Origin of the sequence: Streptomyces sp. NPDC050658, assembly GCF_044457025.1 — a bacterium.
Classification (GTDB): domain Bacteria; phylum Actinomycetota; class Actinomycetes; order Streptomycetales; family Streptomycetaceae; genus Streptomyces.
Genome location: NZ_JBITGM010000003.1, coordinates 289,273 through 304,616 on the forward strand (window position 1 = coordinate 289,273; position 15,344 = coordinate 304,616).

Genomic DNA, 15,344 nt, shown 5'->3' on the forward strand with positions numbered 1-15,344 from the left:
GGGCTCCACCAGACTCCCGTCAGACCTCTTCGACGCTGCTCGGCTCGCGCCGCGACAGGTCGATGCCGAGCTCCTCCGCAGCGCGGAAGACGTCCTCGTCGGTGTCACGCATCTCGATGGACATGCCGTCCGAGGACAGCACCTCCACGTTGAGGCACAGGGACTGCATTTCCTTGATGAGGACCTTGAAGGACTCAGGAATGCCGGGCTCGGGGATGTTCTCGCCCTTGACGATGGCCTCGTAGACCTTCACGCGGCCGGTCACGTCGTCGGACTTGATCGTCAGCAGCTCCTGGAGGGCGTACGCGGCGCCGTATGCCTCCAGCGCCCACACCTCCATCTCACCGAAGCGCTGACCACCGAACTGAGCCTTACCACCCAGCGGCTGCTGGGTGATCATCGAGTACGGACCGGTCGACCGGGCGTGCAGCTTGTCGTCGACCAGGTGGTGCAGCTTGAGGATGTACATGTACCCGACCGAGATCGGGTCCGGGAACGGCTCGCCGGAGCGACCGTCGAACAGCCGCGCCTTGCCGGACGGCAGGACCATGCGGTCGCCGTCGCGGTTCGGGATGGTGTGCTCGAGCAGACCCGACAGCTCGTCCTCGCGCGCGCCGTCGAAGACCGGGGTCGCGACGTTCGTCCGCGGGGCGACCTGGTCGGCGCCGATGCGCTGCAGGCTCTGCGCCCACTGCTCGCTGAGACCGGAGACGTCCCAGCCCTGGCTGGCGAGCCAGCCGAGGTGGATCTCCAGGACCTGTCCCGGGTTCATTCGGGACGGGACACCCAGCGGGTTGAGGATGATGTCGACCGGGGTGCCGTCCTCAAGGAAGGGCATGTCCTCGATCGGGTTGATCTTGGAGATGACACCCTTGTTGCCGTGACGGCCGGCGAGCTTGTCACCGTCCGTGATCTTGCGCTTCTGCGCCACGTAGACACGAACCAGCTGGTTCACGCCCGGCGGCAGCTCGTCGCCCTCTTCACGGTCGAAGACGCGTACGCCGATGACCTTGCCGATCTCGCCGTGCGGCACCTTCAGCGAGGTGTCACGGACCTCGCGCGCCTTCTCACCGAAGATCGCGCGGAGCAGGCGCTCCTCGGGGGTCAGCTCGGTCTCGCCCTTGGGCGTGACCTTGCCGACGAGGATGTCGCCGGCGACGACCTCGGCACCGATCCGGATGATGCCGCGCTCGTCGAGGTCGGCGAGGACCTCCTCGGAGACGTTCGGGATGTCCCGGGTGATCTCCTCCGGGCCGAGCTTGGTGTCACGGGCGTCGACCTCGTGCTCCTCGATGTGGATCGAGGAGAGGACGTCGTCCTGCACGAGGCGCTGCGACAGGATGATCGCGTCCTCGTAGTTGTGACCCTCCCACGGCATGAACGCCACGAGCAGGTTCTTGCCGAGGGCCATCTCGCCCTCTTCGGTCGCGGGACCGTCGGCCAGGACCTGGCCCTCGATCACGCGGGCGCCCTCGTCGACGACAACCTTCTGGTTGACGGAGGTGCCCTGGTTCGACCGGGAGAACTTGGCGATGCGGTACGTGGTGTACGTGCCGTCGTCGTTGGTGACGGTGACGTAGTCCGCGGAGACCTCCTGGACCACACCCGCCTTCTCGGCCTTGATCACGTCACCGGCGTCGACCGCGCAGCGGTACTCCATGCCGGTGCCGACGAGGGGGGCCTCGGCGGTGATCAGCGGCACGGCCTGACGCATCATGTTCGCGCCCATGAGGGCACGGTTGGCGTCGTCGTGCTCGAGGAACGGGATCATCGCGGTCGCGACGGACACCATCTGGCGCGGCGAGACGTCCATGTAGTCGACGTCGTCGCCCGGGATGTAGTCGATCTCGCCGCCACGACGGCGGACGAGGACGCGGGACTCCGTGAAGCGCATGTCGTCGGAGAGCGTCGCGTTCGCCTGGGCGATCACGAAGCGGTCTTCCTCGTCAGCGGTCAGGTAGTCGACCTCGTCGGTGACGACACCGTCGACGACCTTGCGGTACGGCGTCTCGACGAAGCCGAACGCGTTGACGCGGCCGTAGGAGGCGAGCGAACCGATCAGACCGATGTTCGGGCCTTCAGGCGTCTCAATCGGGCACATGCGGCCGTAGTGGGACGGGTGCACGTCACGGACCTCGAAGCCGGCCCGCTCACGGGACAGACCACCGGGACCCAGCGCCGAGAGACGACGCTTGTGCGTCAGACCCGACAGCGGGTTGTTCTGGTCCATGAACTGCGACAGCTGCGAGGTGCCGAAGAATTCCTTGATCGACGCCACGACCGGGCGGATGTTGATCAGGGTCTGCGGCGTGATCGCCTCGACGTCCTGGGTCGTCATGCGCTCGCGGACGACGCGCTCCATACGAGCCAGACCCGTGCGGACCTGGTTCTGGATGAGCTCGCCGACGTTGCGCAGACGACGGTTGCCGAAGTGGTCGATGTCGTCGGTCTCGACGACGATCGACGTGCCGCTGTCGCCAACGGTCTCGGTCTCACCGGCGTGCAGCTTCACCAGGTACTTGATCGAGGCGATGATGTCCTCGACCGTGAGGATGCCCGCGTCGAGCGGAGCGTCCGCACCCAGCTTCTTGTTCACCTTGTAGCGGCCGACCTTCGCGAGGTCGTAGCGCTTCGGGTTGAAGTAGAGGTTCTCGAGCAGCGTCTGCGCGGCCTCACGGGTCGGCGGCTCGCCCGGACGGAGCTTGCGGTAGATGTCGAGCAGCGCGTCGTCCTGACCCTGGGTGTGGTCCTTCTCCAGGGTGGCGCGCATGGACTCGTACTCGCCGAACTCCTCGAGGATCTGCTCGGTCGTCCAACCGAGAGCCTTGAGCAGAACGGTGACCGACTGCTTGCGCTTGCGGTCGATGCGGACACCGACCATGTCGCGCTTGTCGATCTCCATCTCCAGCCAGGCACCCCGGGACGGGATGATCTTGGCGGAGAAGATGTCCTTGTCGGACGTCTTGTCGATCGAGGAATCGAAGTAAACGCCGGGCGAACGGACCAGCTGCGACACGACGACACGCTCGGTGCCGTTGATGACGAAGGTGCCCTTGTTCGTCATGAGCGGGAAGTCGCCCATGAAGACCGTCTGGGACTTGATCTCGCCGGTCTCGTTGTTGGTGAACTCGGCCGTGACGAAGAGCGGGGCGGCGAACGTGAAGTCGCGCTCCTTGCACTCGTCGATGGAGTTCTTCGGAGGCTCAAAACGGTGGTCGCGGAACGTCAGCGACATCGACCCGGAGAAGTCCTCGATCGGAGAGATCTCCTCGAAGATCTCCTCCAGACCGGACTTGGTGGGGACGTCCTGACCGGACTCCAGAGCCGCCTCGACCCGACTCTGCCAGGCGGTGTTGCCGAGCAGCCAGTCAAAGCTCTCGGTCTGCAGCGCGAGCAGGTTGGGAACCTCGAGGGGCTCCTTGATCTTTGCAAAGGAGATGCGCAGCGGGGCGGTGCTTGCGCCGTTGTTCGTATTCGCGGTCGAGGCAGTGCGCGAGGCGGCCAAGAGGGGGTCCTTCCGAGGGCTCGGACTCACTACGCGCGTACCGGTCCCAGGCCGTGCACAGGGACAGAACTCCCAGGTCAGGGAAGGTCCGGTCCACGGTGCTCAAGCATGGGCATGCCCCTGGTGACGGGCAGGAGGCAGCTAACAGGCAGCGCAAAGGGTCAGTGTAGCCACTCGGCCCACTGATGTCCAGTGCGGGTTTTTGAAGACCCTCGTTGTTCTCAACCCCTGCTGCAAGCTGCGCCCTCGATGCACATCGATACTGCCCTCTTCGCCGCCGATCCATGCCTCGGATGCGGATCGTTGTGACGACGCGTCCTGAGAATTGCGCGCTGCGTGCGGTTCGTCAAGGCCCCCCTGCCGTGACGTGGCCCCGACGTGGCCCTGAGACCGTCACCGTCACGGGGCGTCCCTGGGCACAACGAAGATCACCATACTCGTCGGGACCGACAGCGCAAGGCAGCCGTCACGGGTGCGCCGGGGAACGCCGAAGGGCGACCACCCAGATGGGTGATCGCCCTTGGCAAGCGCTGCTGACGACACTCGCAGAGTGCGCCGTCAGCGCTCAGAGAGAGTCAGACGACTCGCGAGGTCACTTGACCTCGACGGAGGCGCCGGCGCCCTTGAGGGCCTCGGCGGCCTTCTCCGCGGCGTCCTTGGCGACCTTCTCGAGGACCGGCTTCGGGGTGCCGTCGACGAGGTCCTTGGCCTCCTTCAGACCCAGGGAGGTCAGCTCGCGCACGACCTTGATGACCTGGATCTTCTTCTCGCCGGCGCCCGTGAGGATGACGTCGAACTCGTCCTGCTCGGCCTCGGCCTCGGCCGGGGCGGCAGCGGCGCCACCAGCGGCAACGGCGACCGGAGCGGCGGCGGTGACGTCGAACTTCTCCTCGAAGGCCTTCACGAACTCGGCGAGCTCGATGAGCGTGAGCTCCTCGAACTGGGCAAGCAGGTCTTCGGTGCTGAGCTTCGCCATGATGGGCGATCCTTCCACTAATTCGGCTGGTGCCGGGTGTATATGAAGGCGGGCGTACGTTGGGCCCGCTGCGACCGGCGCCCTAACGGGCGTCGATCAATGCGCGAGCCGAATTACTCGGCACCGCCCTGCTCGGCCTTCTTGGCACGAAGCGCCTCCGCGGTGCGGACGAACTTCGAGGGGAGCGCCTGGAAGACCGCGGCAGCCTGGGACTGCTTGGCCTTCATGGCGCCCGCCAGCTTGGCGAGCAGAACCTCGCGGGACTCGAGGTCCGCGAGCTTCTTGATGTCGTCGGCGGACAGCGCCTTGCCGTCAAGGACACCGCCCTTGATGACGAGGTTGGGGTTGTCCTTGGCGAAGTCACGAAGACCCTTCGCCGACTCCACCGGGTCACCGGTGACGAAGGCAACCGCCGTCGGACCCGCGAAGAGGTCGTCCAGCGTGTTGATCCCGGCTTCGTTGGCCGCGATCTTGGTCAGCGTGTTCTTCACCACGGCGTACTCGGAGTTCTCACCGAGGGCACGGCGCAGCTGCTTGAGCTGGGCCACGGTGAGACCCCGGTACTCGGTCAGCACAGCGGCGTTCGAGCTGCGGAACTTGTCCGTGAGCTCGGCTACCGCGGCAGCCTTGTCGGGCGTCGGCATAGAGCGTCGGCCTCCTTCCGGGTGATGAGGACCGCTCAGAAGGTGCCGGCAAAACAAAACGCCCCGGCGCAGGCGCACGGGGCGTGAGCTCGACCCGACGGAATCCGTCCGGGAGCACTTCCACAGTCACCTGCGCGGGTCGTCCGCAGTTTCAGCGGATCCTTCGGCCACCGCGCTCTCTTGCGAGCGCACGGCAACGACCAGCGGTCTTTGGCTTCTGTGGAAGAGTACGCGAACGGGTTCGCGTCAAGCAAATCGGTCAGAAGCCGCCGGACTCACCGGCACCGCCGCCGGCCTTGCCGAGCTCCTTGAACATCTCCATCAGGTCGAAGGTCTGACCGGCCGGGGGCGCGCTCACCTTGGCGGCGGCGCCGTAGTCGGAGAACTTCTGCGAGGTCTTCATCGTGCCCTCGGGCGTCTTGACGTCGATGTCCATGCGGACGGGGTAGTCGTCCTCATTGACCCAGACCTCGGTGTCGTACCCCTTGATGCCCGACTTCTCGATGTTCTTGAGGAGCTTCTCGCGCTCGCTCTTGCCGAGCACCTCGTCGAGGCCCTCGTTGCTCTCCATCATCTCCTTGACGGTGAGCCGGCCCTTGTAGCGCTGGGTCTGTACGCCGTCGACCTTCGCGGAGCCGAGGTGCTTCAGGTTCGGCGAGTCCAGGAGCATCGCCAGCTGCTGCGCCGGGTCCTGGTTCATGCTGTCCAGGCCGCCGGTCATCTGCTTGGCGAGCTTCTCGTCACCGGCCTGCTCGGCGATGGAGTTGAGGTCCATCTTCATCCAGCGCTTGCCGTCCATGTCCTTGGCCGCGGCGGCGCCCATGTCCATGTACATCACGTTGTCGAGCCAGCGCAGCCGGACGTTCTTGGGAGCCGACGGGTCACCCTTGGTGAGTGCCGAGCCCGACATGGTCATGTCCATCACGGTCGGGTCCCAGCCCATGACACCGGACATCTTCATGTCGCCGCTGTCGGCACCCATCGACGCGGGCGCCGACATCGTCATCTCGACCTTGGCCGACTTCGCCTTCGCCGTCTTCTCGTACGCCGCCGTGATGACCTCGGTCACCTGCGACCGGGACTGGGTCTCCCCCGAGCCCGTCCCCTTGGCCTTGCCCTCGGTGTCGGAGCCCTGGCAGGCCACCGCGCCGGTGCAGAGCAGCGCGGTGGCGAGCACGGCGCCCGCCACTCTCTTACGTCCCTTGTCCCCACGTACGGAAACAACAGTCATGACCCCACCCCTAGGAACACATGAACGACATATTTCGTGGCGAGACTACCCGAAATCCGAGGTCAGGCCTGCGGCTGCCGGTTCATGAGGTCCTTGAAGCTCAGCGTGTCCGAGGCCGGGGGCTTCTGGACGTCCACCGGGGTGCCGTAGTCGCTGTAGTAGACCGTCTGGGAGAAGGCGCCCGTCTTCATGTTGGCCTTCTCGGTCTTCTTGACCAGCAGGTCGTCCTCGTTCACCCAGATGTCGATCGTCTCGGTGCTCATCCCGGCCTGCTCGAACTGCTTCTTCAGCTCGGCCAGTTGGCCCGCGTCGAGGTCCGAGTTCTTGCCCGTGAAGTCGGCGACGTCGACCTCTCCGGAGTAGTGCGTCGTCTTGGTGCCGCGCACCGTCTCCTCGCCGACGCGCTTCACGTCGCCCGAGGCGAGCAGCATCTTCACCGACTGGTTCGGGGTGGTGTTCTGCATCTGGTCCTTGAAGGCGTCGCCGGCGGCACCGCCCATCTCGGCCAGCGTGGCGTAGTCGTACTCGATCCAGTGCTTGCCGCCGCCCGCCTGGGACGCGAACTGGTCGCCCATGTTGGCGTAGAAGCCGTTCTTCAGATAGCGGTAGTCGATCTTCGACTGCCCCATCTGCTTCATCTGCTCGGCCTGCGTGCCGCCGGTGAGGGTCGCCGTGACGTTGCCGGTGATGCCGTCCTTCCAGGCCATGGCACCGTCCATGTCCATCGACATCTGGGTGCCCATGACCGTCTTGCCCTCGACCTTGGCCGAGTTCGCGTCGTCGGTCTTGGTCTCGATGCTGCGCAGGGCGGCTATCGGGCTGAGCGCCACCGAGCCGCCCTTGTCCTTGCCGCCGCCGTTCCCGCCCCCGGAACCGCCGGAGGAGCCACAGGCCGCCACTCCGGTCAGCGCGGCGGCCACCGCGATGGAGAGACCCGCGCGTCGCATGGTCGTGCCGTTCATGACGTCCCACCCCTTGTACTCGTGTGAAGCCTGCACGCTAGCGCAGTCCTCTGACAGCGCTGAAGAACATGTGCCCATACGAAGACGGGCCCCGCACCTCGAAAGGTTGCGGGGCCCGTCCACAGAACGCGTGCGCGACGCGGCTGCCGTCAGTTTCAGACGGCGGCCGGGTCCTCCTCGACGAGGAGGTTGCGGGTGCGGTTGCTGTCCAGCGGAATGCCGGGGCCCATCGTGGTGGTGATGGCGGCCTTCTTGATGTAGCGACCCTTGGCGGCCGACGGCTTCAGACGGAGGATCTCCTCCAGCGCCGCGGCGTAGTTCTCCACCAGCTTGGTGTCGTCGAAGGACACCTTGCCGATGATGAAGTGCAGGTTCGAGTGCTTGTCGACGCGGAACTCGATCTTGCCGCCCTTGATGTCGTTGACAGCCTTGGCGACATCGGGGGTGACGGTGCCGGTCTTCGGGTTCGGCATCAGACCACGCGGACCGAGCACGCGGCCGAGGCGGCCGACCTTGCCCATGAGGTCCGGGGTGGCGACGACGGCGTCGAAGTCCAGACGGCCCTTCGAGACCTCGTCGATCAGCTCGTCGGCGCCGACGATGTCGGCCCCAGCGGCTTCCGCGGCCGCAGCACGGTCACCGGTCGCGAAGACCAGGACCCGGGCGGTCTTGCCGGTGCCGTGCGGGAGGTTCACGGTGCCACGGACCATCTGGTCGGCCTTGCGCGGGTCGACGCCCAGACGCATGGCGACCTCGACGGTGCCGTCGAACTTGGTCGCGGAGGTCTCCTTGGCGAGACGGACGGCCTCGAGCGGGGCGTACAGCTTCTCCCGGTCGATCTTGGCGTCCGCAGCGCGGAGAGTCTTGCTGCGCTTCACTGCTGCTCCTGGTGGTTCAGGTATGGAGTCGTGGTGCGGACCAGCGCTTGGCCCTACCACTGAGAAAGGTCAGACGGGGGAGGTGATCAGCCCTCGACCGTGATGCCCATGGAACGGGCGGTGCCAGCGATGATCTTGGACGCGGCGTCCAGGTCGTTGGCGTTCAGGTCTTCCATCTTGGTCTGCGCGATCTCGCGGATCTGCGCCTCGGTGACCTTGGCGACCTTGGTCTTGTGGGGCTCGCCGGAGCCCTTCTCGACACCAGCGGCCTTCAGGATCATCTTGGCGGCCGGCGGCGTCTTGGTGATGAAGGTGAAGGAGCGGTCTTCGTAGACCGTGATCTCCACCGGGATCACCCAGCCACGCTGCGACTCGGTCGCGGCGTTGTACGCCTTGCAGAACTCCATGATGTTGACGCCGTGCTGGCCCAGCGCGGGGCCGACCGGCGGGGCCGGGTTGGCGGCACCAGCCTGGATCTGGAGCTTGATAAGCCCCGTGACCTTCTTCTTCTTGGGAGGCATTGCTCTCTCCGGGTCCTAGTGAGAGTTTTCAGCCGACCATCCGGTCATCCGGATGGAGGCATACCGCACAACGATAACGGGTATAGTCGCGCAGCTAAAAACCGAGCAGGTCAGACCGGCTTTGACAGCCCGTCTGACCTGGTCGGAAGCGTGTGTTCCAGCGGAACCGGCGGAGGCTAGTTCTTCTGGATCTGGTCGAAGCTGAGCTCGACCGGGGTCTCGCGGCCGAAGATCTCGACGAGGCCCTTGACCTTCTTCGAGTCGGCGTTGATCTCGTTGATCGTCGCCTGCAGCGTCGCGAACGGGCCGTCGGTGACGGTGACCGAGTCGCCGACCTCGAAGTCCAGGACCTGGACCTCGACCTTGCGCTGCGGAGCGGGCTTGCCCTCGGCCTCGGCGGCCTCGCGGGCGGCCTTCTCCTCGGCCTCCGGGGCGAGCATCTTGACGATCTCGTCCAGGGTCAGCGGGTACGGGTCGTAGGCGTTGCCCACGAAGCCGGTGACACCGGGGGTGTTGCGGACGACGCCCCAGGACTCGTTCGTCAGGTCCATGCGCACCAGGACGTAGCCGGGGAGCTTGTTCTGACGGATCGTCTTGCGCTCGCCGTTCTTGATCTGGGCGACCTCTTCCTGCGGCACCTCGGCCTGGAAGATGAAGTCCTCGACGTTGAGCGAGACGGCGCGCTGCTCGAGGTTGGTCTTCACGCGGTTCTCGTAACCCGCGTAGGTGTGGATGACGTACCACTCGCCGGGGAGGGTGCGCAGCTCGTCGCGGAGGGCGACGATCGGGTCGACCGGCTCGGCCTCTTCCTCGGGCGCCTCGTCCTCGGCGGCCTCGGCGACGGCTTCCTCGTCGTCGGCGTCCCCGGACTCCTCGCCCTCGGACTCGTCCTCGCCCTCCACGTGGATGGCGGCTTCCTCCGCGGGCTGACCCGCGGCGGCGTCGGCAGCCTCGGCCTGGTCCGGGTCCACGGCGTCCGCCGACTCGACGATGTCGAGCTGGTCCTCCACGGACTCCGCGAGTTCAGCGCGAGGCTCAACGGCGTCGTTCAGGTTCGGGTCAGACACGGTGGCTGCTTCTTCCTGGATACAGAGGGGTGGAACGCGCGAAACGGGCGCCGGGAACGGCGCCCTTCGCTCTCGGCTCAGCCGAAGACGTACTTGACGGCCTGGTTGAACCCATAGTCAATCACGGTCACGAGGCCGATCATGATGACGACGAAGACAATCACCACGGTGGTGTACGTCGTGAGCTGACTGCGAGTCGGCCAGACGACCTTGCGGAGTTCCGCGACGATCTGGCGGTAGAAGAGCGCGAGACGGCCGAAGGGGCCCTTCTTGCCGCGCTTGCCGCCCTTGCGGGCCTTCTTCTTGGACTCCGGCGCCTCGTCCTGGGCATCAGGCATGTCGATGGAGCCCACGGCGTCCGTCACTCGTCCTCACCTGATTCCGGGTCGTGGCCGTGCCGCGCCCGGTTGAGCCGCACGGCGGTGCATTGCAGTACGTACATGCGCACACATCCTGGCGAAAGGTGTGTGTAGCAGGGCCGGAGGGACTTGAACCCCCAACCGCTGGTTTTGGAGACCAGTGCTCTACCAATTGAGCTACGACCCTTTGATTTCCCCCAACCTACCGCATCCGACCCGGTGCACAGAGTGCGCTGAGAGGGTGCGGCCGTTGAGGGCCAACGAGCAGTGAGTGTACGTGCTCAGCGGCGCCCCGTCGAACAGCTTCAGATCCGGTGGTCATGGAAACGGGTGTGCCGGGGCGGTTTCGGGTCTGGAACGATGGGCCCATGAGCGCTGCCACTTCTCCCACCGAGCGCCGGGTCTCCGCCCGCATCGGCGCGATCTCCGAGTCCGCGACCCTCGCCGTAGACGCCAAGGCGAAGGCCCTCAAGGCCGCAGGACGGCCGGTCATCGGCTTCGGTGCCGGCGAGCCCGACTTCCCGACGCCCGACTACATCGTCGAGGCCGCCATCGAGGCCTGCAGGAACCCGAAGTACCACCGCTACACGCCGGCGGGCGGGCTTCCCGAGCTCAAGGCCGCGATCGCCGCGAAGACGCTGCGCGACTCCGGGTACGAGCCCGAGGCCTCCCAGATCCTCGTGACGAACGGCGGCAAGCAGGCCATCTACGAGGCGTTCGCCGCGATCCTCGACCCGGGCGACGAGGTCATCGTCCCGGCCCCGTACTGGACGACGTACCCGGAGTCGATCCGTCTCGCGGGCGGTGTGCCGGTCGAGGTCGTCGCCGACGAGACCACCGGCTACCGCGTCTCGGTGGAGCAGCTCGAGGCCGCGCGCACGGAGCGCACGAAGGTCGTCCTCTTCGTGTCGCCGTCCAACCCGACGGGCGCCGTCTACAGCGAGGCCGACGCCGAGGCGATCGGCCGCTGGGCCGTCGAGCACGGGCTGTGGGTCCTGACGGACGAGATCTACGAACACCTCGTCTACGGAGACGCGACGTTCACCTCGCTCCCGGCGCTCCTGCCCGAGCTGCGCGACAAGTGCATCGTCGTCAACGGCGTCGCCAAGACGTACGCGATGACCGGCTGGCGGGTGGGCTGGATCATCGGCCCGAAGGATGTCGTCAAGGCCGCGACGAACCTCCAGTCGCACGCCACGTCGAACGTCTCCAATGTCGCGCAGGTGGCCGCCATCGCCGCGGTCTCCGGCGATCTGACGGCCGTCGAGAAGATGCGCGAGGCCTTCGACCGGCGCCGCAAGACCATCGTGCGGATGCTGAACGAGATCGACGGCGTGTTCTGCCCGGAGCCGGAGGGCGCCTTCTACGCGTACCCCTCGGTGAAGGCCCTGATCGGCAAGGAGATCCGCGGCAAGCGCCCGCAGAACTCGGTGGAGCTGGCCGCGCTGATCCTGGAGGAGGCCGAGGTCGCGGTCGTCCCGGGCGAGGCCTTCGGGACGCCGGGTTACCTGCGTCTTTCGTACGCCCTGGGTGACGAGGACCTCGTCGAGGGCGTCTCGCGGATCCAGAAGCTGCTGGCGGAGGCCCGCGACTAGGACGTACCGATTTCGGTAGGTGCCACGCGCGCGTGCGGGCCGTCTCCCCTCATCCGGGGAGGCGGCCCGTTTCTTCGTTCGGGGAAGGCCACGAAGGGGGAAAGTGGCTACCGGGACGCCATCTGCGTACGGCAAGATCCTTGGATGGAGCGTGTACGTGACGTAAGAGAGCTGCCGAAGGCCCATCTGCATCTGCACTTCACGGGGTCCATGCGGCCCAGGACCCTGCTGGAGCTCGCCGACAAGTACGGGGTGCGGCTGCCCGAGGCGCTGACCGGGGCGGAGCCGCCGAAGCTGCGGGCGACCGACGAGCGCGGCTGGTTCCGCTTCCAGCGGCTCTATGACGCCGCCCGTTCCTGTCTGCGGGAGCCCGAGGACATCCAGCGCCTGGTGCGGGAGGCCGCGGAGGAGGATCTGCGGGACGGCTCGGGGTGGCTGGAGATCCAGGTCGACCCGACGTCGTACGCGCCGCGCCTGGGCGGGCTCATCCCGGCCCTGGAAATCATCCTGGACGCCGTCGAGAGCGCCTCGCGGGAGACCGGCCTCGGGATACGCGTGCTCGTCGCCGCCAACCGCATGAAGCACCCGCTGGACGCCCGCACGCTGGCCCGGCTCGCGGTGCGGTACGCGGACCGGGGCATCGTCGGCTTCGGGCTCTCCAACGACGAACGCCGGGGCATGGCGCGGGACTTCGACCGGGCCTTCGCGATCGCGCGGGACGGCGGGCTGCTCGCGGCGCCGCACGGGGGCGAGCTCACGGGGCCCGCGTCTGTGCGGGACTGCCTGGACGATCTGCACGCGGCGCGGATCGGGCACGGGGTGCGGGCCGCGGAGGACCCGCGGCTCCTGAAGCGGCTCGCGGACCGCGGGGTGACCTGCGAGGTCTGCCCGGCGTCGAACGTGGCCCTGGGGGTCTACGAGAAGCCCGAGGACGTGCCGCTGCGGACGCTGTTCGACGCCGGGGTGCCGATGGCGCTCGGGGCCGACGATCCGCTGCTCTTCGGGTCGCGTCTTGCCGCCCAGTACGAGATCGCGCGCAGGGACCACGGCTTCTCGGACGCCGAGCTGGCCGAGCTGGCGCGGCAGTCGGTGCGCGGCTCGGCCGCCCCCGTCGACGTACAGGAGAAGCTGTTGGCGGGGGTCGAGGACTGGCTCAGCGGCTGATGCCCGCGAGGAGGGTGCGGGCGAGGGAGGCCGCGAACTCGTCCACGGGCTGCGGGGGCTGCTTGCCGATCGTGGCGTCGTAGGCGAACGCGCGCTGGGCGCAGGCGCCCAGGAGCAGCGAGGCGGCGGCGAAGGTGTCGGCTCCGGGGGCGATCCGGCCGGCGTCGCGTTCCGCGCGGAGGTAGGCGTCGAGGGCCTCGATGGGCATGTGCGGGCCCGTGCCCATCTCCCGCATGGAGTCGTCGTGCCGGCGCTTGAGCTTGGTCTCGGCGTACAGGGACGCGGCGATCGGGAAGCTCTGGGCGTAGAAGTGGCTGGCCAGGCGGGCGATCTCGGCGAGGTTCTCCTCTACGGAGCGCTCCCCCGGGTCTTCGGCGAGGCGGCGGAGGAGCGGGCCGAGGCGGGGCAGCCGCTCCTGGAGGACGCCCACGAACAGCTCCTCCTTGCTCGCGAAATGCTTGTAGAGCGCCGCTTCGGAGCAGCCCGCCGCCTTGGCGATCTCCTTCGTGGTGGCACGGGAGAGCCCGACGGTGAGCATGAGGTCGCGGGCCGCGTCGAGGATGCGGGCGCGGGTGGGCTTCTGCTGCATGTGCCGTCCAACCAACCTTGACGAAGAGGTGAGCGGATACTCACCCTAGGGGTGAGTGAATACTTACCCACCCGGGGAGGCTGCGCAATGAAGCTCACGGTGTTCGGTGCGACCGGTGGCGTCGGCGGCGAGATCGTCCGGCAGGCACTCGCGGCGGGCCACGAGGTCACGGCCGTCGTACGTGATCCCTCGCGGCTGCAGGCGACCGGGGAGGGCCTGGAGACGTTCCGGGCCGACCTGGCCGACCCCGAGGCGCTGCGGGCGGCCGTGGCCGGGCGGGACGCGGTCCTTTCGGGGCTCGGCGCGCGCGGCTCGGCGGACGCCCGGGCGGCGGTCGCGACCACGCTCACGCGCTCGGTGCTGCGCGCGATGGAGGCCGAGGGGGTGCGCAGGCTGGTGGTGGTCAGCGCGGCGCCGGTCGGCCCGCCGGCCGAGCGGCAGCCGGTGCTTGACCGGGTCCTGGGGGCGCTGGTCAGCCGGATCCTGAAGCCCGTGTACGACGATCTGCGGACCATGGAGGCGGACCTGGCGCGCAGCGCGACGGACTGGACGTCGGTACGCCCGCCGCGGCTGCAGGACAAGCCGGCGACGGGCGTCTACCGCAGGGTCGTCGGGGGCACGCCGGTGAGCGGACGGTTCATCGCCCGGTCCGACGTGGCGCACGCGATGCTGGGGGCGATCGACGACCTGTCGACGGTGCGGCAGGGCGTGGGGGTCGCCTATTAGGGCTCTACGGAGAGGGCGTTTACAGAGGCCCCCTCCCTAGAGGGCGTCTACAGGCTGACGCCCACCGTCACCGGCTCGTTGACCAGCGTGACCCCGAAGGCGTCCCGTACGCCGGCGACGACCTCGCGGGCCAGGGCCAGCAGGTCCTCCGTGGTGGCGCCGCCGCGGTTGGTGAGGGCGAGGGTGTGCTTGGTGGAGATGCGGGCGGGGCCTTCTCCGTAGCCCTTGGTGAAGCCCGCCTTGTCGATCAGCCAGGCGGCGGAGGTCTTCACGCGGCCGTCGTCCGTCGGGAAGGCGGGGGGCGCGACGTCCGGGCCCAGGCGGTCGGCCACGCGCGCGTGGAAGGCGGTGAACTCGTCCTCGGAGAGGATCGGGTTGGTGAAGAAGGACCCGGCCGACCAACTGTCGTGGTCCTCGGGGTCGAGCACCATGCCCTTGCCCGCGCGGAGCTTCAGGACGGTCTCCCTGGCGACGGCGGCCGGCACCCGGTCGCCCGCCTGCACGCCGAGCGTGCGGGCCGTCTCCGGGTACTTCAGGGGAGCGCTCATGCCCTGCGCGTCCTCGAGCGCGAAGCGGACCCGCAGGACCACGAAGCGGTCGGGATCGGCCTTGAAACGACTGTGACGGTACGAGAAGTCGCACTCGGCGTTCGGAATGGCGACCGTCTCGTGGGCCTTCCTGTCGTAGGCGATCACTTCGGTGATCGTCGACGAGACCTCCTGGCCGTACGCCCCCACGTTCTGGATCGGCGTCGCACCGGCGGAGCCGGGGATTCCGGCCAGGCACTCGATGCCCGCGAGACCGGCCTCCACGACGCGGGCCACCGCGTCGGTCCACACCTCGCCGGCCGCGAGCTCAAGCCGCGTACCGTCGAGCTCGAAGCCCTCGGTGGCGATGCGCAGGGCCGTGCCGTCGAAGCCCTTGTCGCCGATGACCAGGTTCGATCCGCCGCCGATGAGCAGCAGCGGGGTCCCGGAGTCGTCGGCCTCGCGGACGGCGGCGATCACCTCGGCGTCGGTCGTCGCGGTGATCAGACGGGTCGCGGGGCCACCGAGACGGAAGGTGGTCAGCGGGGCGAGGGGGGCATCGTGGAGTTCCTGCACGTGCTCAAGAGTACGAGAACGGCC

The 15,344-nt window shown here is 67.8% G+C and carries 14 protein-coding genes and 1 tRNA gene; 3 read left to right on the plus strand and 12 right to left on the minus strand.

The genetic code is table 11. From position 1 onward, the window contains the following. Nucleotides 1-19: 19 nt before the first annotated feature. The 10 genes from rpoB to ACIBKX_RS12935 form a co-directional block, all read right to left on the minus strand. Nucleotides 20-3,505, minus strand: a complete 3,486-nt coding sequence (rpoB, locus tag ACIBKX_RS12890; RefSeq protein ID WP_363272919.1) for a DNA-directed RNA polymerase subunit beta — start codon at nt 3,503-3,505, stop codon at nt 20-22. Nucleotides 3,506-4,097: 592 nt separating this feature from the next. Then, a complete protein-coding gene (rplL, locus tag ACIBKX_RS12895) occupies nt 4,098-4,481 on the minus strand; it encodes a 50S ribosomal protein L7/L12 (protein ID WP_363272918.1) in 384 nt (127 codons plus the stop codon). 113 nt (nt 4,482-4,594) lie between these two features. Further along, on the minus strand, nt 4,595-5,125 hold the full coding sequence (gene rplJ / locus ACIBKX_RS12900; RefSeq protein WP_363272916.1) for a 50S ribosomal protein L10: 531 nt from the start codon (nt 5,123-5,125) through the stop codon (nt 4,595-4,597). Nucleotides 5,126-5,384: 259 nt separating this feature from the next. Beyond that, nucleotides 5,385-6,356 carry a hypothetical protein gene (locus tag ACIBKX_RS12905; protein WP_363272915.1) on the minus strand — a complete coding sequence of 324 codons (972 nt, stop codon included), beginning with the start codon at nt 6,354-6,356 and terminating at the stop codon, nt 5,385-5,387. A gap of 62 nt (nt 6,357-6,418) precedes the next feature. Beyond that, nucleotides 6,419-7,318 carry a hypothetical protein gene (locus ACIBKX_RS12910; RefSeq protein ID WP_363272914.1) on the minus strand — a complete coding sequence of 300 codons (900 nt, stop codon included), beginning with the start codon at nt 7,316-7,318 and terminating at the stop codon, nt 6,419-6,421. Between the two features lie 155 nt (nt 7,319-7,473). Next, nucleotides 7,474-8,196, minus strand: a complete 723-nt coding sequence (rplA, locus tag ACIBKX_RS12915) for a 50S ribosomal protein L1 (RefSeq protein WP_363272913.1) — start codon at nt 8,194-8,196, stop codon at nt 7,474-7,476. A gap of 86 nt (nt 8,197-8,282) precedes the next feature. Beyond that, nucleotides 8,283-8,717 (minus strand): 50S ribosomal protein L11, encoded by a 435-nt coding sequence (gene rplK, locus ACIBKX_RS12920; protein WP_030782612.1) that lies wholly within the window; start codon nt 8,715-8,717, stop codon nt 8,283-8,285. A 176-nt stretch (nt 8,718-8,893) separates the two neighbouring features. Next, nucleotides 8,894-9,784, minus strand: a complete 891-nt coding sequence (gene nusG / locus ACIBKX_RS12925) for a transcription termination/antitermination protein NusG (RefSeq protein ID WP_363272912.1) — start codon at nt 9,782-9,784, stop codon at nt 8,894-8,896. 77 nt (nt 9,785-9,861) lie between these two features. Next, the gene (secE, locus tag ACIBKX_RS12930; protein ID WP_190084400.1) at nt 9,862-10,149 is read right to left on the minus strand and encodes a preprotein translocase subunit SecE; all 288 of its coding nucleotides are present in this window, start codon (nt 10,147-10,149) and stop codon (nt 9,862-9,864) included. A gap of 108 nt (nt 10,150-10,257) precedes the next feature. Then, nucleotides 10,258-10,330, minus strand: a tRNA-Trp gene (locus tag ACIBKX_RS12935). 181 nt (nt 10,331-10,511) lie between these two features. Between ACIBKX_RS12935 and ACIBKX_RS12940 the strand changes: the two genes are divergently transcribed. Continuing rightward, nucleotides 10,512-11,738 (plus strand): pyridoxal phosphate-dependent aminotransferase, encoded by a 1,227-nt coding sequence (locus ACIBKX_RS12940; protein WP_363272911.1) that lies wholly within the window; start codon nt 10,512-10,514, stop codon nt 11,736-11,738. 144 nt (nt 11,739-11,882) lie between these two features. Next, nucleotides 11,883-12,902 (plus strand): adenosine deaminase, encoded by a 1,020-nt coding sequence (locus ACIBKX_RS12945; RefSeq protein ID WP_363272910.1) that lies wholly within the window; start codon nt 11,883-11,885, stop codon nt 12,900-12,902. On the opposite strand, the gene ACIBKX_RS12950 is transcribed toward ACIBKX_RS12945, so the two are convergent. Continuing rightward, nucleotides 12,892-13,491: a TetR/AcrR family transcriptional regulator gene (locus ACIBKX_RS12950; protein ID WP_363272908.1), complete on the minus strand. Its 600-nt coding sequence runs from the start codon at nt 13,489-13,491 to the stop codon at nt 12,892-12,894. The genes ACIBKX_RS12945 and ACIBKX_RS12950 overlap by 11 nt on opposite strands. An 87-nt stretch (nt 13,492-13,578) precedes the next feature. On the opposite strand from ACIBKX_RS12950, the gene ACIBKX_RS12955 reads away from it, so the two are divergent. Further along, a complete protein-coding gene (locus tag ACIBKX_RS12955) occupies nt 13,579-14,217 on the plus strand; it encodes an NAD(P)H-binding protein (RefSeq protein WP_363272907.1) in 639 nt (212 codons plus the stop codon). 47 nt (nt 14,218-14,264) lie between these two features. On the opposite strand, the gene ACIBKX_RS12960 is transcribed toward ACIBKX_RS12955, so the two are convergent. Next, nucleotides 14,265-15,320, minus strand: a complete 1,056-nt coding sequence (locus tag ACIBKX_RS12960; protein ID WP_399375744.1) for a UDP-N-acetylmuramate dehydrogenase — start codon at nt 15,318-15,320, stop codon at nt 14,265-14,267. Between the last annotated feature and the right edge of the window lie 24 nt (nt 15,321-15,344).

Coding starts and splice junctions, on each gene's coding strand:
- rplL (WP_363272918.1), bottom strand. CDS start 4,481: ATGGCGAAGCTCAGCACCGAAGACCTGCTTGCCCAGTTCGAGGAGCTC.
- rplJ (WP_363272916.1), bottom strand. CDS start 5,125: ATGCCGACGCCCGACAAGGCTGCCGCGGTAGCCGAGCTCACGGACAAG.
- ACIBKX_RS12905 (WP_363272915.1), bottom strand. CDS start 6,356: ATGACTGTTGTTTCCGTACGTGGGGACAAGGGACGTAAGAGAGTGGCG.
- ACIBKX_RS12910 (WP_363272914.1), bottom strand. CDS start 7,318: ATGAACGGCACGACCATGCGACGCGCGGGTCTCTCCATCGCGGTGGCC.
- rplK (WP_030782612.1), bottom strand. CDS start 8,717: ATGCCTCCCAAGAAGAAGAAGGTCACGGGGCTTATCAAGCTCCAGATC.
- ACIBKX_RS12940 (WP_363272911.1), top strand. CDS start 10,512: ATGAGCGCTGCCACTTCTCCCACCGAGCGCCGGGTCTCCGCCCGCATC.
- ACIBKX_RS12945 (WP_363272910.1), top strand. CDS start 11,883: ATGGAGCGTGTACGTGACGTAAGAGAGCTGCCGAAGGCCCATCTGCAT.
- ACIBKX_RS12950 (WP_363272908.1), bottom strand. CDS start 13,491: ATGCAGCAGAAGCCCACCCGCGCCCGCATCCTCGACGCGGCCCGCGAC.
- ACIBKX_RS12955 (WP_363272907.1), top strand. CDS start 13,579: ATGAAGCTCACGGTGTTCGGTGCGACCGGTGGCGTCGGCGGCGAGATC.